This is a genomic window from Streptomyces sp. PKU-EA00015, from assembly GCF_013387495.1.
Classification (GTDB): Bacteria; Actinomycetota; Actinomycetes; order Streptomycetales; family Streptomycetaceae; genus Streptomyces.
On the sequence record NZ_JABZEE010000007.1, the window covers coordinates 165,788 to 190,896 of the forward strand.

General features: G+C 68.0%; 21 protein-coding genes and 3 tRNA genes. 21 read left to right on the forward strand and 3 right to left on the reverse strand.

Annotated elements, in window-relative coordinates; translation table 11 throughout:
* Positions 1 to 220 precede the first annotated feature (220 nt).
* The 8 genes from HW130_RS07205 (at position 221) to HW130_RS07240 (ending at position 5,008) form a co-directional block, all read left to right on the forward strand.
* Positions 221 to 293 (forward strand) — tRNA-Thr (locus HW130_RS07205).
* Between the two features lie 45 nt (positions 294 to 338).
* Positions 339 to 411, forward strand: a tRNA-Met gene (locus HW130_RS07210).
* 88 nt (positions 412 to 499) lie between these two features.
* Positions 500 to 664 carry a 50S ribosomal protein L33 gene (gene rpmG, locus HW130_RS07215; RefSeq protein WP_003956487.1) on the forward strand — a complete coding sequence of 55 codons (165 nt, stop codon included), beginning with the start codon at positions 500 to 502 and terminating at the stop codon, positions 662 to 664.
* 145 nt (positions 665 to 809) lie between these two features.
* The gene (locus HW130_RS07220) at positions 810 to 1,262 is read left to right on the forward strand and encodes a MaoC family dehydratase N-terminal domain-containing protein (RefSeq protein ID WP_177148592.1); all 453 of its coding nucleotides are present in this window, start codon (positions 810 to 812) and stop codon (positions 1,260 to 1,262) included.
* Entirely contained in the window at positions 1,262 to 1,690 is a 429-nt protein-coding gene (locus HW130_RS07225) for a MaoC family dehydratase (protein WP_177148593.1), read from the forward strand. Before HW130_RS07220 ends, HW130_RS07225 begins: the two co-directional genes overlap by 1 nt.
* A 97-nt stretch (positions 1,691 to 1,787) precedes the next feature.
* The gene (locus HW130_RS07230) at positions 1,788 to 2,348 is read left to right on the forward strand and encodes a TetR/AcrR family transcriptional regulator (protein ID WP_177148594.1); all 561 of its coding nucleotides are present in this window, start codon (positions 1,788 to 1,790) and stop codon (positions 2,346 to 2,348) included.
* 75 nt (positions 2,349 to 2,423) lie between these two features.
* Complete coding sequence (locus tag HW130_RS07235; protein WP_177148595.1) at positions 2,424 to 3,878, forward strand: MFS transporter; 1,455 nt, start codon at positions 2,424 to 2,426, stop codon at positions 3,876 to 3,878.
* Between the two features lie 5 nt (positions 3,879 to 3,883).
* A complete protein-coding gene (locus HW130_RS07240) occupies positions 3,884 to 5,008 on the forward strand; it encodes a UDP-N-acetylmuramate dehydrogenase (RefSeq protein WP_309140360.1) in 1,125 nt (374 codons plus the stop codon).
* Positions 5,009 to 5,176: 168 nt separating this feature from the next.
* Here HW130_RS07240 and HW130_RS07245 read toward each other — a convergent pair whose 3' ends face one another.
* A complete protein-coding gene (locus tag HW130_RS07245; protein ID WP_177148597.1) occupies positions 5,177 to 5,809 on the reverse strand; it encodes an NAD(P)-dependent oxidoreductase in 633 nt (210 codons plus the stop codon).
* Positions 5,810 to 5,898: 89 nt separating this feature from the next.
* Between HW130_RS07245 and HW130_RS07250 the strand changes: the two genes are divergently transcribed.
* Positions 5,899 to 6,513, forward strand: a complete 615-nt coding sequence (locus HW130_RS07250; protein WP_177148598.1) for a TetR/AcrR family transcriptional regulator — start codon at positions 5,899 to 5,901, stop codon at positions 6,511 to 6,513.
* Between the two features lie 78 nt (positions 6,514 to 6,591).
* Here the strand turns inward: HW130_RS07250 and HW130_RS07255 are convergent, their stop codons facing one another.
* Positions 6,592 to 7,620, reverse strand: a complete 1,029-nt coding sequence (locus HW130_RS07255) for an adenosine deaminase (RefSeq protein ID WP_177148599.1) — start codon at positions 7,618 to 7,620, stop codon at positions 6,592 to 6,594.
* 119 nt (positions 7,621 to 7,739) lie between these two features.
* Positions 7,740 to 8,966: a pyridoxal phosphate-dependent aminotransferase gene (locus HW130_RS07260; protein WP_177148600.1), complete on the reverse strand. Its 1,227-nt coding sequence runs from the start codon at positions 8,964 to 8,966 to the stop codon at positions 7,740 to 7,742.
* Between the two features lie 205 nt (positions 8,967 to 9,171).
* Between HW130_RS07260 and HW130_RS07265 the strand changes: the two genes are divergently transcribed.
* The 12 genes from HW130_RS07265 to fusA all read left to right on the forward strand — a co-directional run bounded on the left by HW130_RS07265 (position 9,172) and on the right by fusA (position 24,981).
* Positions 9,172 to 9,244, forward strand: a tRNA-Trp gene (locus HW130_RS07265).
* A 107-nt stretch (positions 9,245 to 9,351) separates the two neighbouring features.
* Positions 9,352 to 9,639: a preprotein translocase subunit SecE gene (gene secE, locus HW130_RS07270; RefSeq protein ID WP_177148601.1), complete on the forward strand. Its 288-nt coding sequence runs from the start codon at positions 9,352 to 9,354 to the stop codon at positions 9,637 to 9,639.
* Positions 9,640 to 9,715: 76 nt separating this feature from the next.
* Positions 9,716 to 10,597: a transcription termination/antitermination protein NusG gene (gene nusG / locus HW130_RS07275; protein ID WP_177148602.1), complete on the forward strand. Its 882-nt coding sequence runs from the start codon at positions 9,716 to 9,718 to the stop codon at positions 10,595 to 10,597.
* Positions 10,598 to 10,765: 168 nt separating this feature from the next.
* Positions 10,766 to 11,200, forward strand: coding sequence for a 50S ribosomal protein L11 (gene rplK, locus HW130_RS07280; protein ID WP_177148603.1), 435 nt, complete (start codon positions 10,766 to 10,768; stop codon positions 11,198 to 11,200).
* Positions 11,201 to 11,279: 79 nt separating this feature from the next.
* Positions 11,280 to 12,008: a 50S ribosomal protein L1 gene (gene rplA / locus HW130_RS07285; protein ID WP_177148604.1), complete on the forward strand. Its 729-nt coding sequence runs from the start codon at positions 11,280 to 11,282 to the stop codon at positions 12,006 to 12,008.
* Positions 12,009 to 12,488: 480 nt separating this feature from the next.
* Positions 12,489 to 13,019: a 50S ribosomal protein L10 gene (gene rplJ, locus HW130_RS07290; RefSeq protein WP_177148605.1), complete on the forward strand. Its 531-nt coding sequence runs from the start codon at positions 12,489 to 12,491 to the stop codon at positions 13,017 to 13,019.
* A gap of 111 nt (positions 13,020 to 13,130) precedes the next feature.
* On the forward strand, positions 13,131 to 13,517 hold the full coding sequence (gene rplL / locus HW130_RS07295; RefSeq protein WP_177148606.1) for a 50S ribosomal protein L7/L12: 387 nt from the start codon (positions 13,131 to 13,133) through the stop codon (positions 13,515 to 13,517).
* A 545-nt stretch (positions 13,518 to 14,062) separates the two neighbouring features.
* On the forward strand, positions 14,063 to 17,548 hold the full coding sequence (gene rpoB / locus HW130_RS07300) for a DNA-directed RNA polymerase subunit beta (RefSeq protein ID WP_177148607.1): 3,486 nt from the start codon (positions 14,063 to 14,065) through the stop codon (positions 17,546 to 17,548).
* A gap of 124 nt (positions 17,549 to 17,672) precedes the next feature.
* Positions 17,673 to 21,584, forward strand: coding sequence for a DNA-directed RNA polymerase subunit beta' (locus HW130_RS07305; protein WP_177148608.1), 3,912 nt, complete (start codon positions 17,673 to 17,675; stop codon positions 21,582 to 21,584).
* Between the two features lie 387 nt (positions 21,585 to 21,971).
* Complete coding sequence (rpsL, locus tag HW130_RS07310) at positions 21,972 to 22,343, forward strand: 30S ribosomal protein S12 (protein ID WP_003948652.1); 372 nt, start codon at positions 21,972 to 21,974, stop codon at positions 22,341 to 22,343.
* A 2-nt stretch (positions 22,344 to 22,345) separates the two neighbouring features.
* Positions 22,346 to 22,816, forward strand: coding sequence for a 30S ribosomal protein S7 (rpsG, locus tag HW130_RS07315; protein WP_100108597.1), 471 nt, complete (start codon positions 22,346 to 22,348; stop codon positions 22,814 to 22,816).
* 38 nt (positions 22,817 to 22,854) lie between these two features.
* The gene (fusA, locus tag HW130_RS07320; RefSeq protein WP_177148609.1) at positions 22,855 to 24,981 is read left to right on the forward strand and encodes an elongation factor G; all 2,127 of its coding nucleotides are present in this window, start codon (positions 22,855 to 22,857) and stop codon (positions 24,979 to 24,981) included.
* Positions 24,982 to 25,109 lie beyond the last annotated feature (128 nt).

The window sequence follows — 25,109 nt, forward strand, 5'->3', positions numbered from 1 at the left end:
TAGTCGTACCGGTGGGGTCGCATGTGGCGTACGGGACGTCGGGGACACCCGAGGGGAAAGCCGGACAACGGGGCCCCGGCCGTGGGGTGACGCGCGGGCGGCGCGTGGGGCTCCGGGGCGGCAGTGCCGGACGCAGGGAGCCGCCCGGCACAGGCCGGACAGAGGCCCGGGAAACGGATTTGGGCGATCGGCGGGCGACCGTGTAATGTCTTCATCGCTCGCCCCAATAGCTCAGTCGGCAGAGCGTCTCCATGGTAAGGAGAAGGTCTACGGTTCGATTCCGTATTGGGGCTCTGGTGCGGTAACCCTCACCTTCGGGTGAGGGGGCTCCGTGTCAAAGCGGTGTAGCTCAGTCGGTAGAGCAAGCGGCTCATAATCGCTGTGTCACCGGTTCAAGTCCGGTCACCGCTACACACAGTAGCCGATTGTGGGGTCGGTCCTTCGATCGGCTACTCTTTTCTGCGTTCATCCGTCCATCCGTCCGTCAAGGAGCACTCACGTGGCTGCCACCGACGTCCGCCCGAAGATCACGCTGGCCTGCGTGGAGTGCAAGGAGCGGAACTACATCACCAAGAAGAACCGGCGCAACAACCCGGACCGTCTTGAGATGAAGAAGCACTGCCCGCGCTGCAACTCGCACACGGCGCACCGCGAAACGCGCTGAATCAGGCTCGTACACGAGGCCGCCCCCCTTGGGGGCGGCCTCGTGTCGTTTCTCGCCGTCAGTCCGGGACAGGTCCCGCTCAGGGGCCGGTCCGCACACTCTGGGATCCGCCCCCGCTGGGGGTCAAGCAGGAGGGAGCCAGCCCATGGCGCTCGACCAGTCGTTCGTCGGGCGGACGTATCCGCCCACCGCGCCGTACGAGGTGGGCCGGGAGAAGATCCGTGAGTTCGCCGAGGCGGTGGGTGACGCGAATCCCGCGTACACCGACCGGAAGGCGGCCGCCGCGCTCGGTCACCCCGAGGTGATCGCTCCGCCGACCTTCGTGTTCGCCATCACGTTCAAGGCGGCGGGCGAGGTCGTGCAGGATCCGCAGCTCGGGCTGGACTACAGCCGGGTGGTGCACGGCGACCAGAAGTTCGCCTACCGGCGCCCGGTACGGGCTGGGGACCGGCTGACGGTCACCTCCACCATCGAGTCGATCAAGTCCCTCGCGGGCAACGACGTGCTCGACATCCGCGGCGAGGTGCACGACGAGGCGGGCGAGCACGTCGTGACCGCCTGGACCAAGCTGGTGGCGCGTGCCGCCGAGGAGGCGTGATGGCAGCGAAGATCGCTTACGCGGACGTCGAGGTCGGCACCGAGCTGCCGGCGCAGAGCTTTCCTGTGACGCGCGCCACGCTCGTTCAGTACGCGGGCGCCTCCGGTGACTTCAACCCGATCCACTGGAACGAGAAGTTCGCCGTCGAGGTCGGCCTGCCGGACGTGATCGCGCACGGCATGTTCACGATGGCCGAGGCGGCCCGCGTCGTGACGGACTGGCTGGGCGACCCGGGCGCGGTGGTCGAGTACGGCGTCCGCTTCACCAAGCCGGTCGTCGTGCCGAACGACGACAAGGGCGCGGTCATCGAGGTCACCGGCAAGGTCGCCGCGCTCCTGGACGACAAGCGGGTGCGGGTGGACCTCACTGCCACGAGCGGTGGGCAGAAGGTGCTGGGCATGTCCCGCGCGGTGGTCCAGCTCGCCTGAGCGGTGCGCACGCGTAAGGGGCGCCCGTCCCTGCGGGCGCCCCTTGCGCATTCCTTCTGAGTTGACGAGATTAGTAATTGGTCACTAACTTAGTCGCATGGTCAGGATGAGTGCGGAGGAGCGGCGCGAGAGCGTCGTGCGTGCGGCGATCACCGAGTTCGCCCGCGCCGGTTACCAGGGGACGTCGACCGAGGTCATCGCCAAGCGGGTCGGTGTCTCCCAGCCGTACCTGTTCCGTCTCTTCCCGAACAAGCAGGCCATCTTCCTCGCCGCGTCCGCGCGGTGCCTGGCCGACACGCGCAGGGTGTTCGACGAGGCCGCCGAGGGGCTCGCGGGGGAGGAGGCGCTGAGCGCGATGGCGGCCGCCTACCAGCGCCTGATCGCGGACGACCCCGACAAGCTGCTGATGCAGATGCAGACGTACGTCGCGGTGGCGGCGGCCGAGGCCGCCGGCGACCACGCGTTCGGAGAGCAGGTGCGGGCGGGGTGGCTGGAGTTGTGGGACGCGGTCCATCTGCACCTCGGTGCGGACGTGGACGAGACGACCACGTTCCTGGCCTACGGGATGCTGATCAACGTCCTGGTGTCCATGGGTTTCCCCGCCAGCCACCGCATCTGGTCCGGCTTCTACCTCGCCGCACGTCCCGCCGGGGAGTGATCCGGCATGAGCGCGACCGGCGCTCTTCTCTGCCCGCAAAAGTTAGTCATCAATAACTAACCCTCTGGGGGAGCAGTGAACCAGAACCAGCAGACGCCTCGCGGCAGTGCCGCCTGGGCCCTCGTGATCACCAGCGTCGCCGGCTTCATGGCGGCCCTCGACAATCTCGTCGTCACCACCGCGCTTCCCTCCATACGGGAGGACCTCGGCGGCGCACTCGAGGACCTGGAATGGACGGTGAACGCGTACACGCTCACCTTCGCCGTCCTCCTGATGCTGGGAGCGGCCCTCGGTGACCGCTTCGGACGGCGCAGGCTCTTCGTCGCGGGCCTGACGATCTTCACCGGCGCCTCCGCCGCTGCCGCGCTCGCCTCCGGGATCGACGCCCTCGTCGCCGCCCGCGCCGTCCAGGGTGTGGGGGCCGCGATCATGATGCCGCTCACGCTGACGCTGCTCACCGCCGCCGTACCCGCCGCGCGCCGGGGTGCGGCGCTCGGGATCTTCAGCGCCGTCACGGGCCTCGCCGTCGCCAGCGGGCCGCTCATCGGCGGCACTCTCACCGAGCACATGTCCTGGCAGTGGATCTTCTGGCTGAACGTGCCGATCGGCCTCGCCCTGCTGCCTCTCGCCCGCCTGCGCCTCGCCGAGTCGTACGCCCCCGACGCCCGTCTGGACGTCCCCGGCACGCTGCTCGTCAGCGGCGGCCTCTTCGGCGTCGTCTACGGTCTCGTCAACGGGAACGCGCACGGCTGGACCAGCACCCGCGTCCTGTTCGCCCTGATCGCAGGCGCCGTGCTGCTGGTCTCCTTCGTGTGGCACGGCCACGTCGCCGCGAAGCCGATGCTGCCGATGCGGCTGTTCCGCAACCGCGCCTTCTTCGGGATCAACATCGCGAGCCTGCTCATGTTCCTCGGCATGTTCGGCTCGATCTTCCTGCTCAGCCAGTTCCTGCAGGGTGTCGCCGGCTACTCGCCCACAGAGGCCGGCCTGCGGATGCTGCCCTGGACCGGTATGCCGCTGCTCGTCGCACCCGTCGCCGGCTACCTCTCCGACCGGATCGGCGGCCGTCCGGTCATCGCCGCCGGACTCGCGCTCCAGGCGGTCGGCCTCGGACTGTTCGCCCTGGTCATCGAGCCCGGGGTGTCGTACACGGCGCAGCTGCCCGCGCTCGTCCTCGGCGGCGTCGGCATGGCCCTGTACTTCGCCCCCGCCGCCAGCGTCGTGATGTCCAGCGTCCGGCCCGCGGAACAAGGCATCGCCTCAGGAGCGAACAACGCCCTGCGCGAGGTCGGCGGCGCTCTCGGCATCGCCGTACTCGGAGCGGTTTTCGCAGCTCAGGGAGGGTACGAGTCGGCAGAGGCGTTCACCGACGGCACCGTGCCCGCGCTGTGGATCGGCGCGGCCGTGGTCGCCGTCGCCGCCCTGGTCGCCCTGATGATCCCGGGCGGCCGGACCACGCCCGACGAGCCCGAGGACGACGGCCCGGTGCGGAGCACCGCAGACGCCGAGCCCGAGCGGATCGCCGTCTGACCGCGATCCGTCCGTACGGCCCCGGTCCCCGGCCCCGCCCGAGCGGCGCGGCCGCGGACCGTACTCTTGTCCCCGTGCAGGAACTTCACGACGCCCCCCTCGCCCCCCTGACCACCTTCCGCCTCGGCGGCCCCGCGACGCGTCTCGTGGTGGCCACCACCGACGACGAGGTGATCGCCGCCGTCCGCGAGGCGGACGACGCCGGCACCCCGCTTCTGATCATCGGCGGCGGAAGCAACCTGGTCATCGGCGACAAGGGCTTCGACGGCACCGCACTGCGCATCGCCACCCGCGGATTCGCGCTCGACGGGACACGGCTGGAGCTCGCGGCGGGCGAGGTCTGGACCGACGCGGTGGCCCGCACCGTCGAAGCGGGCCTGGCCGGCGTCGAGTGCCTGGCCGGAATCCCCGGCTCCGCGGGCGCCACCCCGATCCAGAACGTCGGTGCGTACGGCCAGGAGGTCTCCGGCACGATCACCGAGGTCGTCGCCTACGACCGCACCACGGGCGAGACCGTGACGCTGTCGAACGAGGAGTGCGCCTTCTCCTACCGGCACAGCCGCTTCAAGCAGCACCCCGAGCGCTACGTCGTGCTGCGCGTGCGGTTCGAGCTGGAGGACGCGGGCGGCCTGTCCGCCCCTGTGAAGTACGCGGAGACCGCAAAGGCCCTCGGCGTCGAGGTGGGCGACCGCGTCCCGGCCGCCGACGCACGCGAGACCGTGCTGCGGCTGCGCGCCGGCAAAGGCATGGTCCTGGACCCCGAGGACCACGACACCTGGTCGGCCGGGTCGTTCTTCACCAACCCGATCCTCACCGCGGCCGAGTACGCGACCTTCCTCGGCCGCGTGCGCGACCGGCTCGGCGACGGCGTCGCCCCGCCCGCCTACCCCGCGGGCGACGGCCGCACCAAGACCTCCGCCGCCTGGCTGATCGACCGGGCGGGCTTCACCAAGGGCTACGGCTCAGGCCCGGCCCGGATCTCCACCAAGCACGCCCTCGCGCTCACCAACCGGGGCGAGGCCACCACCGAGGACCTGCTGGCGCTGGCCCGCGAAGTGGTGGCCGGGGTGCGGGACGCCTTCGGCGTGACCCTCGTCAACGAGCCGGTGACGGTCGGCGTCAGCCTCTGACGCCCGTCGGCCGAAGCCGTCGGTCGAGGCGCGTCAGCCTCTGAGCCGTCGGCGTGTGACGGCACGAGGCCGTCGGCGTACGACGGCACGAGCCGTCGGTACGTGATGCGCCGGGCCGGAGCCGTCGGTACGTGAGCGTCGGCCGGACGTCCGTCCCGGCCGGAGCCGTCAGTAGGCGACGCCGACGCCCTGGCCCACCGTCGCGGGATCGTCGGTCATCGCGAGCATCGCGTGGGCCACGTCGGCGCGGCCGATCATCCGGGCGCTGCGCGGATTGCCGCCGACGACCGTGCGGTAGCGGCCGGTCAGCGGCTTGTCGAGCAGCCGGGGCGGCCGGACGGCCGTCCAGTCCGTGGCGCTGCGCGCCAGCTCGTCCTCCATGACCCGCAGGTCCGCGTAGATGTCCTTCAGGACCGAGCCGACCACGGCCGTCATGGCGCGGTCCAGCAGCGGCTCCCGCTCCGCGGGCGTGCCCAGCGGGGCCGCGCTGACCACCAGCAGCCGCCGGGTGCGTTCGGCCTCCATCGCCGCCAGCACCGACCGGGTCAGCCGGGCGGCGACGCCGGCGTCGGCCTTCCTGCGGGCGCCGAGCCCGGACAGGACCGCGTCCCGCCCGGCGACGGCCGGGCGCAGCGCCTGCGGGTCCCGGAGGTCGGCGCGGAAGACGTCGAGGCCGTCACCGGTCACGGTGAAGCGGGCCGGATCGCGCACCACGGCAGTGACGTGATGTCCCGCGGCGAGGGCCTGCCGGACGATCTCCTGGCCGATTCCGCCGGTGGCGCCGAAAACCGTGAGCCTCATCGTGCACACCCTCCTCGGGTGGGTAAGTATTCACTCACCACTAGGGTGAGTGCGCACTCACCCACCCGTCAAGCCCGGTAGGAGCACGCATGGAGCAGAAGCCGACCCGCGTCCGCATCGTCGACGCCGCGCGTGAGCTGATGCTGTCCCTCGGCCTGGCGCGCACGACCACCAAGGAGATCGCCAAGGCCGCCGGCTGCTCCGAAGCGGCGCTCTACAAGCACTTCTCCAGCAAGGAGGAGCTCTTCGTGACCGTGCTCAACGAACGGCTGCCGAAGCTCGGCGCCCTGCTGAGCACCCTGCTCGTGGACCCCGGCCGAGCGGGCGTCGAGGAGAACCTGACCGACATCGCCCGCCACGCGGCCCTCTTCTACGAGCAGACGTTCCCCATGGCCGCCTCGCTGTACGCCGAGCCCCGGCTCAAGCGCCGCCACGAAGAGGCCATGCGCGAGATGCGCACCGGCCCGCACAAGCCGATCGAGGGTCTCGCCGCCTACCTGCGGACCGAGCAGCGGGCGGGCCGCATCAGCCCCGACGCCGACACGTACGCGGCCGCGTCACTGCTCCTCGGCGCCTGCGCCCAGCGGGCGTTCGCCTACGAGGCCACCGCCGACCGCAGGCCCCCGCAGCCGCTGGACGAGTTCGCCGCTGGCCTGGCGCGCACGCTGCTGCGCGGAATCTCCGTCGCGGACGGTCCCCGTTGAGCGCCGGGCCGATGACCGCCGCCCTTCGCCCCGCACGTTCGCCGCGGGGCTTCCCGGCGTCCCAGCCCTACCGCCGCTTCAGGCCCCCGGGCCGCCCAGCCAGTCGTCGACTCCGGCCAGCAGCTTCTCCTTGACCTCCGCCGGCGCCGCCGAGCCGCGCACCGACTGGCGGGCCAGTTCCGCGAGCTCCTCGTCCGTGAAGCCGTGATGGCGGCGGGCGAACTCGTACTGCGCCGCCAGCCGGGAGCCGAACAGCAGCGGGTCGTCCGCGCCCAGCGCCATCGGGACCCCGGCCTCGTACAGCGTCCGCAGCGGCACGTCCTCCGGCTTCTCGTACACGCCCAGCGCCACGTTCGACGCCGGGCACACCTCGCAGGTCACCTGGCGCTCGGCCAGTTTGCGCAGCAGCCGCGGGTCCTCCGCGGCGCGCACGCCGTGACCGATGCGGGCCGCGTGCAGGTCGTCCAGGCAGTCGCGCACGGAGGCCGGGCCCGTCAGCTCGCCGCCGTGCGGGGCCGCCAGCAGGCCGCCCTCGCGGGCGATGGCGAAGGCCCGGTCGAAGTCGCGGGCCAGGCCCCGGCGCTCGTCGTTCGACAGGCCGAAGCCGACGATGCCCCGGTCCGCGTAGCGCACGGCGAGCCGCGCGAGGGTGCGGGCGTCCAGCGGGTGCTTCATCCGGTTCGCCGCGACCAGGACCCGCATCCCCAGACCGGTCTCGCGCGACGCGGTGTCCACCGCGTCCAGGATGATCTCCAGGGCCGGGATCAGCCCGCCCAGCCGGGGCGCGTACGAGGTCGGGTCGACCTGGATCTCCAGCCAGCCCGAGCCGTCCCTGATGTCCTCCTCGGCCGCCTCGCGCACCAGGCGCTGGATGTCCTCCGGCTCGCGCAGGCACGAGCGGGCCATGTCGTACAGCCGCTGGAAGCGGAACCAGCCCCGCTCGTCGGTGGCCCGCAGCTTGGGCGGCTCGCCGCCGGTCAGCGCCTCGGGCAGGTGCACGCCGTACTTGTCGGCGAGTTCGAGAAGGGTGGCTGGCCGCATCGACCCGGTGAAGTGCAGGTGCAGATGGGCCTTGGGCAGCAGGCTGACGTCTCGTACGTGCTCCATTCGGGGATCCTGCCGCACGGAACACGTCCTGGGCAGCCCTTTTCCCCGATCGGGTTCTTGCTCGAACGCAGAAACGGGCTCCCGGCCGGAGCCGGGAGCCCGTGCGCACGGGGAACGCGTCAGTCGCGGGCCTCGGCCAGCAGCTTCTGGATCCGGGACACGCCCTCGACCAGGTCCTCGTCGCCCAGCGCGTACGAAAGACGCAGGTAGCCGGGGGTACCGAAGGCCTCACCCGGGACCACGGCGACCTCGACCTCGTCGAGGATCAGGGCGGCGAGCTCGACCGAGGTCTGCGGACGCCGCCCCCGGATCTCCCTGCCCAGCAGACCCTTGACCGACGGGTACGCGTAGAACGCGCCCTCGGGGGTCGGGCAGACCACGCCGTCGATCTCGTTGAGCATCCGCACGATGGTCTGGCGGCGGCGGTCGAAGGCCTTGCGCATCTCCGCGACGGCGTCCAGGTCACCGGAGACGGCGGCGAGGGCGGCCACCTGGGCCACGTTGGAGACGTTCGACGTGGCGTGCGACTGCAGGTTGGTCGCGGCCTTGACGACGTCCTTCGGACCGACGATCCACCCGACGCGCCAGCCGGTCATGGCGTACGTCTTGGCCACGCCGTTGACCACGATGCACTTCTCGCGCAGCGCCGGCACGAGCTGGGGCAGCGAGGTGAACGTCGCGTCCCCGTAGACCAGGTGCTCGTAGATCTCGTCGGTCAGCACCCACAGGCCGTGCTCCGCGGCCCACTCGCCGATCGCGCGGGCGTCGGCCTCGCTGTAGACGGCGCCGGTGGGGTTGGACGGCGAGACGAAGAGGACGACCTTGGTCTTCTCCGTACGCGCGGCCTCCAGCTGCTCGACCGATACGCGGTAGCCGGTGGTCTCGTCGGCGACGACCTCGACCGGGACACCGCCCGCGAGCCGGATCGACTCGGGGTACGTCGTCCAGTACGGAGCCGGGACGATGACCTCGTCGCCCGGGTCGAGGATCGCGGCGAACGCCTCGTAGATGGCCTGCTTGCCGCCGTTGGTCACCAGGATCTGGGCGGGGTCGACCTCGTAGCCGGAGTCGCGCAGCGTCTTCTCGGCGATGGCCTTCTTCAGCTCGGGCAGACCGCCGGCCGGTGTGTAGCGGTGGTACTTCGGGTTGCGGCAGGCCTCGACGGCGGCCTCGACGACGTAGTCGGGCGTCGGGAAGTCGGGCTCACCCGCGCCGAAGCCGATCACCGGACGCCCGGCGGCCTTGAGGGCCTTGGCCTTGGCGTCGACGGCGAGGGTCGCGGACTCGGAGATCGCGCCGATGCGGGCGGAGACCCGGCGCTCGGTGGGAGGGGTTGCAGCGCTCATGCCGCCCATGCTCCCAGACGGCAAACGGAGCCGGCACACAGGTTTCGCGGAGCGGACAACAGTGGTCAGAAGTGGACCCGAGGACATCGTGTTCGACGCCGGGCCTGGGAGCACGTACACTCACTGGTCGTTGGCCTTCACCAGCCACATCCGCACCGGGCACTTAGTGCACCCGGCCGGATGCGGTAGGTTGGGGGAACCACAAAGGGTCGTAGCTCAATTGGTAGAGCACTGGTCTCCAAAACCAGCGGTTGGGGGTTCAAGTCCCTCCGGCCCTGCTACACACACCTTCGCCAGGCTGTGTGCGCATGTACGTACATCTATGCACCGCCGTGCGGCTCCACCGGGCGCGGCACGGCCACGACCCGGAATCAGGTGAGAGATCGTGACGGACGCCGTGGGCTCCATCGACATGCCTGATGCCGAGGACGAGTCGCCGGAGTCGAAGAAGAAGTCCCGCAAGGGCGGAAAGCGCGGCAAGAAGGGCCCGCTGGGCCGTCTCGGGCTTTTCTATCGCCAGATCATCGCTGAACTGCGCAAGGTCGTCTGGCCCACGCGCAACCAGCTGACGACCTACACCACCGTGGTGATCGTCTTCGTCGTCATCATGATCGGCCTCGTGACCGTGATTGACTTGGGCTTCCAGGAAGCAGTCAAGTACGTCTTCGGCTGATCCTGCGGAGGGCGCCGGACACGGCGCCCCTTTCGCATTGTTCCACCCCATCTGTATCCAGGAAGAAGCAGCCACCGTGTCTGACCCGAACCTGAACGACTCCGCCACGTCCGGCGAGAGCTTCGAGTCCGTCGAGGACGAGCTCGACATCGTCGAGGCGGCAGACGGTGCGGACCCGGACCAGGCCGAAGCTGCCGACGACGCCGCCGGCGAGCCGGCCGAGGACGCCGCGCTGCACGTGGAGGACGAGACCGACGCCGAGGCTGCGGACGAGGTCGCGACCGAGACCGCCGAAGACGCCGAGCCCGCCGAAGAGGCCGAGGCCGAGCCGGAGGCTCCCGCCGACCCGGTCGCCGCTCTGCGCGACGAGCTCCGCGGCCTGCCCGGCGAGTGGTACGTGATCCACACCTACGCGGGCTACGAGAAGCGCGTGAAGGCCAACCTGGAGCAGCGCGCCGTCTCGCTGAACGTCGAGGACTTCATCTACCAGGCCGAGGTCCCCGAGGAAGAGATCGTCCAGATCAAGAACGGCGAGCGCAAGAACGTCCGGCAGAACAAGCTGCCCGGCTACGTGCTCGTCCGCATGGACCTGACGAACGAGTCCTGGGGCGTCGTGCGCAACACCCCCGGTGTCACCGGCTTCGTGGGCAACGCCTACGACCCGTACCCGCTGACCCTGGACGAGATCGTCAAGATGCTCGCCCCGGAGGCCGAGGAGAAGGCCGCCCGCGAGGCCGCCGAGGCCGAGGGCAAGCCGGCCCCCGCCCGCAAGGTCGAGGTCCAGGTGCTGGACTTCGAGGTCGGCGACTCGGTCACCGTCACCGACGGCCCGTTCGCGACGCTGCAGGCGACGATCAACGAGATCAACGCCGACTCGAAGAAGGTCAAGGGCCTCGTCGAGATCTTCGGTCGCGAGACCCCGGTCGAGCTGAGCTTCGACCAGATCCAGAAGAACTGACACTTTTCTGGACGCAGCGCTTCCGAACAGGTCAGACCGCCTCTCGCAGGCTGTCTGACCTGCTCGGTTTTTGGCCGCGCATAGATACCCGTTATCGTTGTGCGGTATGCCTCCATCCGGATGATCGGCTGGAGTGCTGAAAACTCTCACTAGGACCCGGAGAGAGCAATGCCTCCCAAGAAGAAGAAGGTCACGGGGCTTATCAAGCTCCAGATCCAGGCCGGTGCGGCCAACCCGGCTCCGCCGGTCGGCCCCGCCCTGGGTCAGCACGGCGTCAACATCATGGAGTTCTGCAAGGCCTACAACGCCGCGACCGAGTCGCAGCGTGGCATGGTCGTGCCGGTGGAGATCACGGTCTACGAGGACCGTTCCTTCACCTTCGTCACCAAGACTCCGCCGGCCGCCAAGCTGATCCTCAAGGCCGCGGGTGTGGACAAGGGCTCCGGCGAGCCGCACAAGACCAAGGTCGCCAAGCTCACGCGCGACCAGGTCCGTGACATCGCCAGCACCAAGATGCCCGACCTGAACGCCAACGACCTGGACGCCGCCGAGAAGATCATCGCCGGCACCGCCCGTTCCATGGGCATCACGGTCGAGGGCTGACAGTCCCCGTTTGACCTCTGTGGCAGGGCCAAGCGCTGGCCCGCACCACAACTCCACGCTCAACACATCAGGAGCAGAAGTGAAGCGCAGCAAGACTCTCCGCGCTGCGGACGCCAAGGTCGACCGGGAGCGCAACTACGCCCCGCTCGAGGCCGTCCGTCTCGCCAAGGACACCGCCGCCACCAAGTTCGACGGCACCGTCGAGGTCGCCTTCCGTCTGGGCGTTGACCCGCGCAAGGCCGACCAGATGGTCCGTGGCACCGTGAACCTTCCGCACGGCACCGGTAAGACCGCCCGGGTCCTGGTCTTCGCGACCGGTGACCGTGCCGAGGCCGCGCGTGCCGCGGGCGCCGACATCGTCGGCTCCGACGAGCTCATCGACGAGATCTCCAAGGGCCAGCGCCTGAACGAGTTCGACGCCGTCGTCGCCACCCCGGACCTCATGGGCAAGGTCGGCCGCCTCGGCCGCGTGCTCGGTCCGCGTGGTCTGATGCCGAACCCGAAGACCGGCACCGTCACGATGGACGTCGCCAAGGCCGTCAACGAGATCAAGGGCGGCAAGATCGAGTTCCGCGTGGACAAGCACTCGAACCTGCACTTCATCATCGGCAAGGTCTCCTTCGACGAGACGAAGCTGGTCGAGAACTACGCCGCGGCTCTGGAGGAGATCCTCCGTCTGAAGCCGTCCGCCGCGAAGGGCCGCTACATCAAGAAGGCGACCCTGACCACCACCATGGGTCCCGGCATCCCGCTGGACTCGAACCGCACCCGCAACCTCCTCGTCGAGGAGGACCCGGCCGCCGTCTGAATCTGACGGCAGTCGCGGGTCTCGCCTGCGAAGCCGGCCCCCGCCGCTCCTCGGAGCGGCGGGGGCCGGCTTCGTCCGCGAGCAGGGCCTCAGGCCGGCCCTCACGGGGCGCTGAGCGGGCGTACACGCGTTCCGGACCGGCAAGGGCCCTTCGGGGCCGCCACGGGCCTCGGTGACGGCTCCCAGGCGAAGAGCCGTCGCCCTCGCGGGCGGCGATGACCCGATTTGCCTCGCGGCGATCCGTTCCCGTACTCTTCCACGGAAGCCAAAGACCGCTGGTCGTTGCCGTGCTCTCCTTCCGAGGGTCCGGTGGCCGAAGGATCCGCTCAGCAGCGGACGACCCGCGCAGGTGACAGTGGATAGCTCCCTGATCGGATTCCGTTCAGGTCGAGCTACGCCCCGTGCGCCTGCGCCGGGGCGTTTCGTTTTGTTCAGCCCCTTCTGAGCGGTCCTCATCACCCGGAAGGAGGCCGACGCTCTATGGCAAGGCCCGACAAGGCTGCCGCGGTAGCCGAGCTCGCGGAGCAGTTCCGCAGCTCGAACGCCGCCGTGCTGACCGAGTACCGGGGTCTCACCGTGGCCCAGCTCAAGCAGCTGCGCCGTTCGCTCGGTGAGAACGCCCAGTACGCCGTGGTGAAGAACACGCTGACCAAGATTGCGGCCAACGAGGCCGGGATCAACACGCTCGACGACCAGTTCAACGGTCCGACGGCGGTTGCCTTCATCACCGGTGACCCGGTGGAGTCGGCGAAGGGTCTTCGTGACTTCGCCAAGGACAACCCGAACCTGATCATCAAGGGCGGTGTCCTTGATGGCAAGGCGCTGTCCGCCGATGAGATCAAGAAGCTTGCGGACCTCGAGTCCCGCGAGGTTCTGCTCGCCAAGCTGGCGGGCGCCATGAAGGGCAAGCAGTCCCAGGCTGCCGCGCTCTTCCAGGCGCTTCCCTCGAAGTTCGTCCGCACCGCGGAGGCGCTTCGTGCCAAGCAGGCCGAGCAGGGCGGTGCCGAGTAACTCGGCTCGCGCATTGATCCGCGCCGCCTAGGCACGGATCGCAGCGGGCCGAACGTACGCCCGCCTCACATGTACATCGGCACCAGCCGAATTAGTGGAAGGACCGCCATCATGGCGAAGCTCAGCCAGGAAGACCTGCTCGCGCAGTTCGAGGAGATGACCCTCATCGAGCTCTCCGAGTTCGTGAAGGCGTTCGAGGAGAAGTTCGACGTCACCGCCGCCGCCCCGGTCGCCGTTGCCGGCGTTGCGGGCCCGGGTGCCCCGGCCGCCGAGGCCGCTGAGGAGAAGGACGAGTTCGACGTCATCCTCACCGGCGCCGGCGAGAAGAAGATCCAGGTCATCAAGGTCGTGCGTGAGCTGACCTCCCTGGGCCTGAAGGAGGCCAAGGACCTCGTCGACGGCACCCCGAAGCCGGTCCTCGAGAAGGTCGCCAAGGACGCCGCCGAGAAGGCCGCCGAGTCCCTCAAGGCCGCCGGCGCCTCCGTCGAGGTCAAGTGACCTTGCGAGTCTCCTGACTCCTCGCGTGTAACGCACGCGCACTGAAGGGCGATCACCCAACCGGGTGGTCGCCCTTCGGCATGCGCGGGACGGCTGTCTTGCTCTTGCCGTCCCGGCGAGTATGGTGATCTTCGCCGTGCGCTCACAGCGGCCTGTGATGATCCCGGAGCAGCAGCTCAGGGGCAGGGGCCTTGACGAACCGCACGCAGCGCGCAATTCTCAGGACGCGTCGTCACAACGATCCGTATCCGAGGCATGGATCGACGACCGAACGGGCAGTATCGATGTGCGCCTCACGGCGCATAGGTTCGCGGAGATGAGAACAACGAGGGTCTCGAGGGTCTCGAAAACCCGCACTGGACATCAGTGTGCCAAGTGGCTACACTGACCCTTTGCGCTGCCTGTTAGCTGCCCCCTGCCCGTCACCCGGGGCATGCCCGTACCTGAGCATCGGTTGAAGACCGTCCCGACCTGGACTTTCTCTCCGTGCACAGTATGGGACCGGTACGCGCGTAGTGAGTCCGAGCCCTCGGAAGGACCCCCTCTTGGCCGCCTCGCGCAACGCCTCGACCGCGAATACGAACAACGGCGCAAGCACTGCCCCGCTGCGCATCTCCTTTGCAAAGATCAAGGAGCCCCTCGAGGTTCCGAACCTGCTCGCACTGCAGACCGAGAGCTTTGACTGGCTGCTCGGCAATGCGGCGTGGAAGGCTCGTGTCGAGGCGGCTCTCGAAAGCGGACAGGACGTCCCCACCAAGTCCGGTCTGGAAGAGATCTTCGAGGAGATCTCGCCGATCGAGGACTTCTCCGGGTCGATGTCGCTGACCTTCCGCGACCACCGCTTCGAGCCTCCGAAGAACTCGATCGACGAGTGCAAGGAGCGCGACTTCACGTACGCCGCCCCGCTCTTCGTCACCGCCGAGTTCACCAACAACGAGACCGGCGAGATCAAGTCCCAGACGGTCTTCATGGGCGACTTCCCGCTCATGACCAACAAGGGCACCTTCGTCATCAACGGCACCGAGCGTGTCGTCGTGTCGCAGCTCGTGCGCTCGCCGGGTGTCTACTTCGACTCCTCCATCGACAAGACGTCCGACAAGGACATCTTCACGGCCAAGATCATCCCGTCCCGGGGTGCCTGGCTGGAGATGGAGATCGACAAGCGCGACATGGTCGGTGTCCGCATCGACCGGAAGCGCAAGCAGTCCGTCACCGTCCTGCTCAAGGCGCTCGGCTGGACGACCGAGCAGATCCTCGAGGAGTTCGGCGAGTACGAGTCCATGCGCGCCACCCTGGAGAAGGACCACACCCAGGGCCAGGACGACGCGCTGCTCGACATCTACCGCAAGCTGCGCCCGGGCGAGCCGCCGACGCGTGAGGCTGCTCAGACGCTGCTCGAGAACCTCTACTTCAACCCGAAGCGCTACGACCTCGCGAAGGTCGGCCGCTACAAGGTGAACAAGAAGCTCGGCGCCGACGAGCCGCTGGACGCCGGTGTCCTGACCACCGACGACGTCATCGCCACCATCAAGTACCTGGTCAAGCTGCACGCCGGCGAGACCGAGACGGTCGGCGAGAACGGCACGCAGATCGTCGTCGAGACCGACGACATCGACCACTTCGGCAACCGCCGTCTGCGCAACGTCGGCGAGCTCATCCAGAACCAGGTCCGCACGGGTCTGGCTCGTATGGAGCGCGTCGTGCGCGAGCGCATGACCACGCAGGACGTCGAGGCGATCACGCCGCAGACCCTGATCAACATCCGGCCGGTCGTCGCCTCCATCAAGGAGTTCTTCGGCACCAGCCAGCTGTCGCAGTTCATGGACCAGAACAACCCGCTGTCGGGTCTCACCCACAAGCGCCGTCTGTCGGCTCTTGGCCCGGGTGGTCTCTCCCGTGAGCGGGCCGGCTTCGAGGTCCGTGACGTGCACCCGTCGCACTACGGCCGCATGTGCCCGATCGAGACCCCCGAAGGCCCGAACATCGGTCTGATCGGCTCGCTCGCGTCCTACGGCCGGGTCAACGCGTTCGGCTTCGTCGAGACTCCGTACCGCAAGGTCACCGACGGCCAGGTCACCGACGAGGTCGACTACCTGACCGCAGACGAGGAGGACCGCTTCGTCATCGCGCAGGCGAACGCGACCCTCTCCGAGGACCTGCGCTTCACCGAGGCCCGTGTGCTGGTCCGCCGTCGTGGCGGCGAGGTCGACTACGTCCCGCCGGCCGAGGTCGACTACATGGACGTCTCGCCGCGCCAGATGGTGTCGGTCGCGACCGCCATGATTCCGTTCCTCGAGCACGACGACGCCAACCGTGCCCTCATGGGCGCGAACATGATGCGCCAGGCCGTTCCGCTCATCAAGGCGGAGGCCCCGCTCGTCGGCACCGGCATGGAGTACCGCTGTGCCACCGACGCCGGCGACGTCATCAAGGCGGAGAAGGACGGTGTCATCCAGGAGGTCTCGGCCGACTACGTCACCGTCGCGAACGACGACGGCACGTACACCACGTACCGCATCGCGAAGTTCTCCCGCTCCAACCAGGGCACCTCGGTGAACCAGAAGGTCATCGTCTCCGAGGGCGACCGCGTCGTCGAGGGCCAGGTCCTCGCCGACGGCCCCGCCACCGAGAACGGTGAGATGGCGCTCGGCAAGAACCTGCTCGTGGCGTTCATGCCGTGGGAGGGTCACAACTACGAGGACGCGATCATCCTGTCGCAGCGCCTCGTGCAGGACGACGTCCTCTCCTCGATCCACATCGAGGAGCACGAGGTCGACGCCCGTGACACCAAGCTCGGCCCCGAGGAGATCACCCGGGACATCCCGAACGTCTCCGAGGAGGTCCTCGCCGACCTCGACGAGCGCGGCATCATCCGTATCGGTGCCGAGGTCGTCGCCGGCGACATCCTGGTCGGCAAGGTCACGCCCAAGGGTGAGACCGAGCTGACCCCGGAGGAGCGCCTGCTCCGCGCGATCTTCGGCGAGAAGGCCCGTGAGGTCCGTGACACCTCGCTGAAGGTGCCGCACGGCGAGACCGGCAAGGTCATCGGCGTGCGCGTCTTCGACCGCGAGGAGGGCGACGAGCTTCCCCCGGGCGTGAACCAGCTGGTCCGCGTCTACGTCGCCCAGAAGCGCAAGATCACCGACGGTGACAAGCTCGCCGGCCGTCACGGCAACAAGGGCGTCATCTCGAAGATCCTGCCGATCGAGGACATGCCGTTCCTGGAGGACGGCACCCCGGTCGACATCATCCTCAACCCGCTGGGTGTCCCGTCCCGAATGAACCCGGGACAGGTCCTGGAGATCCACCTCGGCTGGCTCGCCAGCCGCGGCTGGGACGTCTCCGGTCTGAGCGAGGAGTGGGCCCAGCGTCTGCAGGCCATCGGCGCCGACGACGTCGCGCCCGGCACCAACGTCGCGACCCCGGTCTTCGACGGTGCCCGCGAGGACGAGCTGGCCGGCCTGCTGCAGCACACCATCCCGAACCGCGACGGCGAGCGCATGGTGCTCCCGACCGGTAAGGCGCGTCTGTTCGACGGCCGCTCCGGCGAGCCGTTCCCGGACCCGATCTCCGTCGGGTACATGTACATCCTCAAGCTCCACCACCTGGTCGACGACAAGCTCCACGCCCGGTCGACCGGTCCGTACTCGATGATCACCCAGCAGCCGCTGGGTGGTAAGGCCCAGTTCGGTGGCCAGCGATTCGGTGAGATGGAGGTGTGGGCGCTGGAGGCGTACGGCGCCGCCTACGCGCTCCAGGAGCTGCTGACGATCAAGTCCGACGACGTGACCGGCCGCGTGAAGGTCTACGAGGCCATCGTCAAGGGCGAGAACATCCCCGAGCCCGGCATTCCCGAGTCCTTCAAGGTGCTCATCAAGGAAATGCAGTCGCTCTGCCTCAATGTGGAGGTGCTGTCCTCGGACGGCATGTCCATCGAGATGCGCGACACGGACGAGGACGTCTTCCGCGCTGCGGAGGAGCTCGGTATCGACCTGTCCCGGCGCGAGCCGAGCAGCGTCGAAGAGGTCTGACGGGCCCGGCCGGGGCTCTCGCGAGGGAGCCCCGGCCGTCCCCGGGACCGTACAGACCACTGATACAGAGCCCGTTTTCCGCTGACGCGGAGGGCACAACCCCGAAAGAGGGATTGACGAAAAAGTGCTCGACGTCAACTTCTTCGACGAGCTGCGGATCGGCCTCGCCACCGCGGACGACATCCGGACCTGGTCCCACGGCGAGGTCAAGAAGCCGGAGACCATCAACTACCGCACCCTCAAGCCCGAGAAGGACGGACTCTTCTGCGAGAAGATCTTCGGTCCGACCCGGGACTGGGAGTGCTACTGCGGCAAGTACAAGCGTGTCCGCTTCAAGGGCATCATCTGTGAGCGCTGTGGCGTCGAGGTCACGCGCGCCAAGGTGCGTCGTGAGCGGATGGGCCACATCGAGCTGGCCGCTCCCGTCACCCACATCTGGTACTTCAAGGGCGTCCCGTCGCGTCTGGGCTACCTGCTGGACCTGGCGCCGAAGGACCTCGAGAAGGTCATCTACTTCGCCGCGTACATGATCACGTTCGTGGACGAGGAGCGCCGCACGCGCGACCTGCCGTCGCTGGAGGCCCACGTCTCCGTCGAGCGCCAGCAGATCGAGAACCGCCGCGACGCCGACCTCGAAGCCCGCGCCAAGAAGCTCGAGACCGACCTGGCCGAGCTCGAGGCCGAGGGCGCCAAGGCCGACGTGCGCCGCAAGGTGCGCGAGGGCGCCGAGCGTGAGATGAAGCAGCTGCGCGACCGCGCCCAGCGCGAGATCGACCGTCTCGACGAGGTGTGGAACCGCTTCAAGAACCTCAAGGTCCAGGACCTCGAGGGCGACGAGCTGCTCTACCGCGAGCTGCGTGACCGCTTCGGCACGTACTTCGACGGCTCGATGGGTGCCGCGGCGCTGCAGAAGCGCCTGGAGTCCTTCGACCTCGAGGAGGAGGCCGAGCGCCTCCGCGAGATCATCCGTACCGGCAAGGGCCAGAAGAAGACCCGTGCGCTCAAGCGCCTCAAGGTCGTCTCCGCGTTCCTGCAGACGTCCAACAGCCCCAAGGGCATGGTGCTCGACTGCGTGCCGGTCATCCCGCCGGACCTGCGTCCGATGGTGCAGCTGGACGGTGGCCGCTTCGCGACCTCCGACCTGAACGACCTGTACCGCCGGGTGATCAACCGGAACAACCGACTGAAGCGCCTTCTCGACCTCGGTGCGCCCGAGATCATCGTGAACAACGAGAAGCGCATGCTCCAGGAGGCCGTCGACGCGCTGTTCGACAACGGCCGTCGTGGCCGTCCGGTCACCGGACCCGGCAACCGCCCGCTGAAGTCCCTCAGCGACATGCTGAAGGGCAAGCAGGGTCGTTTCCGTCAGAACCTGCTCGGTAAGCGAGTCGACTACTCGGCGCGTTCCGTCATCGTCGTCGGCCCGCAGCTGAAGCTGCACCAGTGCGGTCTGCCCAAGGCCATGGCGCTGGAGCTCTTCAAGCCGTTCGTGATGAAGCGCCTGGTCGACCTGAACCACGCGCAGAACATCAAGTCGGCCAAGCGCATGGTCGAGCGCGGCCGCACCGTCGTGTACGACGTCCTCGAAGAGGTCATCGCCGAGCACCCGGTGCTGCTGAACCGTGCGCCCACGCTGCACCGCCTCGGCATCCAGGCCTTCGAGCCGCAGCTGGTCGAGGGCAAGGCCATCCAGATCCACCCGCTCGTCTGCACCGCGTTCAACGCGGACTTCGACGGTGACCAGATGGCCGTGCACCTGCCGCTGTCCGCGGAGGCGCAGGCCGAGGCCCGCATCCTGATGCTGTCCTCGAACAACATCCTCAAGCCGGCCGACGGCCGTCCGGTCACCATGCCGACCCAGGACATGGTGCTGGGCCTCTTCTTCCTCACCACGGACGAGGAGGAGCGCGAGGTGCGCGGCGAGGGCCGTGCGTTCAACTCCACCGCCGAGGCGATCATGGCCTTCGACGCCCGGGAGCTCTCGCTCCAGGCGAAGGTCGACATCCGCTTCCCGGTCGGCACCATCCCGCCGCGCGGCTGGACGCCTCCGGTCGAAGAAGGGGATGACGCGGTCGAGGCAGGGACGTGGCAGCAGGGTGACAGCTTCCGTCTGAAGACCACGCTCGGCCGTGCGCTCTTCAACGAGCTGCTGCCCGAGGACTACCCGTTCGTCGACTACTCGGTGGGCAAGAAGCAGCTCTCCGAGATCGTCAACGACCTCGCCGAGCGCTACCCCAAGGTCATCGTGGCGGCGACGCTCGACAACCTGAAGGCGGCCGGCTTCTACTGGGCGACCCGTTCCGGTGTCACCGTGGCCATCTCCGACGTCGTCGTGCCCGAGGCGAAGAAGGCGATCGTCAAGGGTTACGAGGAGCAGGACGAGAAGGTCCAGAAGCAGTACGAGCGCGGTCTGATCACCAAGGACGAGCGCACGCAGGAGCTCATCGCGATCTGGACCAAGGCGACCAACGAGGTCGCCGAGGCCATGAACGAGAACTTCCCGAAGACCAACCCCATCTTCATGATGGTCAACTCGGGTGCTCGTGGAAACATGATGCAGATGCGTCAGATCGCCGGTATGCGTGGTCTGGTGTCCAACGCCAAGAACGAGACCATCCCGCGTCCGATCAAGGCGTCCTTCCGTGAGGGCCTGTCGGTGCTGGAGTACTTCATCTCCACGCACGGTGCCCGTAAGGGTCTGGCGGACACCGCCCTGCGTACCGCCGACTCGGGTTACCTGACCCGTCGTCTGGTGGACGTCTCGCAGGACGTCATCATCCGCGAGGAGGACTGCGGCACCGACCGTGGCCTCAAGCTGCGGATCGCCGAGAAGGGCGCCGACGGCGTGCTGCGCAAGGCGGAGGACGTCGAGACCTCCGTGTACGCGCGCATGCTCGCCGAGGACGTCGTCGTCGACGGCAAGGTCATCGCGCCTGCCAACGTCGACCTCGGTGACGTGCTCATCGACGCGCTCGTCGCGGCCGGTGTGGAGGAGGTCAAGACCCGCTCGGTCCTGACCTGTGAGTCCGCGGTCGGTACCTGTGCGTACTGCTACGGCCGTTCGCTGGCCACCGGCAAGCTGGTCGACATCGGTGAGGCGGTCGGCATCATCGCCGCCCAGTCCATCGGTGAGCCCGGTACCCAGCTGACGATGCGTACCTTCCACACCGGTGGTGTGGCCGGTGACGACATCACCCAGGGTCTGCCCCGTGTCGTCGAGCTCTTCGAGGCTCGTACGCCCAAGGGTGTCGCCCCGATCTCGGAGGCGGCCGGCCGCGTCCGTATCGAGGAGACCGAGAAGACCAAGAAGCTCGTCGTCACCCCGGACGACGGCAGCGACGAGACCGCCTACCCGATCTCGAAGCGTGCCCGTCTGCTGGTCGGCGAGGGCGACCACGTCGAGGTGGGCCAGAAGCTCACCGTGGGTGCCACCAACCCGCACGACGTGCTGCGCATCCTCGGCCAGCGCGCGGTCCAGGTCCACCTGGTCGGCGAGGTCCAGAAGGTCTACAACTCGCAGGGTGTGTCGATCCACGACAAGCACATCGAGATCATCATCCGGCAGATGCTGCGCCGGGTGACGATCATCGAGTCCGGCGACGCGGAGCTGCTGCCGGGCGAGCTGGTCGAGCGCTCGAAGTTCGAGACCGAGAACCGTCGTGTGGTCACCGAGGGCGGTCACCCCGCCTCCGGCCGTCCGCAGCTGATGGGTATCACCAAGGCCTCGCTGGCGACCGAGTCGTGGCTGTCGGCGGCGTCCTTCCAGGAGACGACCAGGGTCCTGACCGATGCGGCGATCAACGCCAAGTCGGACTCCCTGATCGGCCTCAAGGAGAACGTCATCATCGGTAAGCTCATCCCGGCCGGTACGGGCCTGTCCCGCTACCGCAACATCCGGGTCGAGCCGACCGAGGAGGCCAAGGCCGCGATGTACTCGGCCGTCGGCTACGACGACATCGACTACTCGCCGTTCGGCACGGGCTCCGGCCAGGCCGTTCCGCTGGAGGACTACGACTACGGTCCGTACAACCAGTAAGCGGGTCGCTTGAACGACCGAAGGGCGGTCACCCGGTGGGTGGCCGCCCTTCGGCGCTCTGGGCCCTTCCCGGGTCCTTTGCGGCCCTTCCCGGGGCGTCCGACGGGCTTTCGGGGCCGCTTTCCGGGGATTCCCCGGGGGACAGGGGTGCCCGCGGGCATTTGTTTTGACCGATCTCGGTGAGATAGGTACGCTCAGACCTTGTGCCTGGGGTGTGCCTGGGCTCGTGTGCGTGTCCTCAACCGCATGGCGAGTCAGATATCGGCCACCGCAATCTGCGCCTTTTCCGCTCGCGGCGGAGGTCCGCAGCATTCGACACACCCGACCGCGTGGGTCGGCGACGTTCCAGGTTAGCTTCACTGACGGCACACAGAAACCGGAGAAGTAGTGCCTACGATCCAGCAGCTGGTCCGCAAGGGCCGGCAGGACAAGGTCGAGAAGAACAAGACGCCCGCACTCGAGGGTTCTCCTCAGCGCCGCGGCGTCTGCACGCGTGTGTTCACGACCACCCCGAAGAAGCCGAACTCGGCCCTGCGTAAGGTCGCGCGTGTGCGTCTGACCTCCGGCATCGAGGTCACGGCCTACATCCCGGGTGAGGGACACAACCTGCAGGAGCACTCCATCGTGCTCGTGCGTGGTGGCCGTGTGAAGGACCTGCCGGGTGTTCGTTACAAGATCATCCGCGGTTCGCTCGACACCCAGGGTGTCAAGAACCGCAAGCAGGCCCGCAGCCGCTACGGCGCCAAGAAGGAGAAGTAAGAATGCCTCGTAAGGGCCCCGCCCCGAAGCGCCCGGTCATCATCGACCCGGTTTACGGTTCTCCTCTGGTGACCTCGCTGATCAACAAGATCCTGCTCAACGGCAAGCGTTCCACCGCTGAGCGCATCGTCTACGGCGCCATGGAAGGCCTCCGCGAGAAGACCGGCAACGACCCGGTCATCACGCTGAAGCGCGCCCTCGAGAACGTCAAGCCGGCGCTCGAGGTCAAGTCCCGTCGTGTCGGTGGCGCCACCTACCAGGTGCCGGTCGAGGTCAAGCCCGGCCGCGCCTCCACGCTGGCGCTGCGCTGGCTGGTCGGTTACTCCCGCGCCCGTCGCGAGAAGACCATGACCGAGCGCCTCATGAACGAACTGCTCGACGCCTCCAACGGCCTCGGCGCTTCGGTCAAGAAGCGTGAGGACACGCACAAGATGGCCGAGTCCAACAAGGCCTTCGCGCACTACCGCTGGTAGTCGCTACCCACATCGAGACCGAGAGAAGACTGAGCCATATGGCCACCACTTCGCTTGACCTGGCCAAGGTCCGCAACATCGGGATCATGGCCCACATCGACGCGGGCAAGACGACGACCACCGAGCGCATCCTGTTCTACACCGGTGTGAGCTACAAGATCGGTGAGGTCCACGACGGCGCTGCCACGATGGACTGGATGGAGCAGGAGCAGGAGCGCGGCATCACCATCACGTCCGCCGCGACGACCTGTCACTGGCCGCTCGACAACGTCGATCACACGATCAACATCATCGACACCCCGGGTCACGTCGACTTCACCGTCGAAGTGGAGCGTTCGCTCCGCGTGCTCGACGGTGCCGTCACGGTGTTCGACGGTGTCGCCGGTGTTGAGCCGCAGTCCGAGACCGTCTGGCGTCAGGCGGACCGCTACGGCGTTCCGCGTATCTGCTTCGTCAACAAGCTCGACCGCACCGGTGCCGAGTTCCACCGCTGTGTTGACATGATCAAGGACCGCCTCGGCGCGACCCCGATCGTCATGCAGCTCCCGATCGGTGCCGAGGCCGACTTCAAGGGCGTCATCGACCTCGTTCGCATGAAGGCCCTCGTGTGGTCCGCCGAGGCCACCAAGGGCGAGATGTACGACGTCGTCGACATCCCCTCCACGCACGCCGAGGCCGCCGAGGAGTGGCGCGGCACGCTGCTGGAGACCGTCGCCGAGAACGACGAAGAGATCATGGAGCTGTACCTGGAGGGCAAGGAGCCCACCGAGGAGCAGCTGTACACCGCGATCCGTCGTATCACCATCGCGTCCGGCGTCTCCAAGGACACCACCGTCACCCCGGTGTTCTGCGGCACCGCGTTCAAGAACAAGGGCGTCCAGCCCCTGCTCGACGCGGTCGTGCGCTACCTCCCCTCCCCCCTGGACGTCGAGGCCATCGAGGGCCACGACGTGAAGGACCCGGAGACGGTCGTCAAGCGCAAGCCGTCCGACGACGAGCCGCTCTCGGCCCTCGCGTTCAAGATCGCGAGCGACCCGCACCTCGGCAAGCTCACCTTCGTCCGGATCTACTCCGGTCGCCTGGACTCCGGCACCGCGGTGCTGAACTCCGTGAAGGGCAAGAAGGAGCGCATCGGCAAGATCTACCGCATGCACGCGAACAAGCGTGAGGAGATCGAGTCGGTGGGCGCCGGCGACATCGTCGCCGTCATGGGCCTGAAGCAGACCACCACCGGTGAGACGCTGTGCGACGAGAAGAACCCGGTGATCCTGGAGTCCATGGACTTCCCGGCGCCGGTCATCCAGGTCGCCATCGAGCCCAAGTCCAAGGGTGACCAGGAGAAGCTGGGTGTCGCCATCCAGCGTCTCGCGGAGGAGGACCCCTCCTTCCAGGTCCACTCGGACGAGGAGACCGGCCAGACCATCATCGGTGGCATGGGCGAGCTGCACCTCGAGGTGTTGGTCGACCGTATGCGCCGTGAGTTCAAGGTCGAGGCCAACGTCGGCAAGCCGCAGGTCGCGTACCGCGAGACGATCCGCAAGGCCGTCGAGCGCGTGGACTACACCCACAAGAAGCAGACCGGTGGTACCGGTCAGTTCGCCAAGGTGCAGATCGCGATCGAGCCCATCGAGGGCGGCGACGCCTCGTACGAGTTCGTGAACAAGGTCACCGGTGGCCGCATCCCCAAGGAGTACATCCCCTCGGTGGACGCGGGCGCGCAGGAGGCCATGCAGTTCGGCATCCTGGCCGGCTACGAGATGACGGGCGTTCGCATCACGCTCATCGACGGCGCCTACCACGAGGTCGACTCCTCCGAACTCGCGTTCAAGATCGCCGGTTCGCAGGCCTTCAAGGAGGCCGCGCGCAAGGCCAGCCCCGTGCTGCTCGAGCCGATGATGGCCGTCGAGGTCACCACGCCCGAGGACTACATGGGTGAGGTCATCGGCGACATCAACTCTCGCCGTGGTCAGATTCAGGCCATGGAGGAGCGGATGGGCGCCCGGATCGTCAAGGGTCTGGTGCCTCTCTCGGAGATGTTCGGCTACGTCGGAGACCTCCGCAGCAAGACCTCGGGTCGCGCAAGCTACTCGATGCAGTTCGACTCCTACGCCGAGGTTCCCCGGAACGTCGCCGAGGAGATCATCGCGAAGGCCAAGGGCGAGTAACTCACCCGAGTCCACGCCTTAGGCTTGACACCGTCCGCCGGGGGTTCGCCCCGAGACCTATCAAGGGTCGGACCCCGGCGGCCGGCTTCCCAGCAAAGATCACCTGGCGCCGATGAGTAAGGCGTACA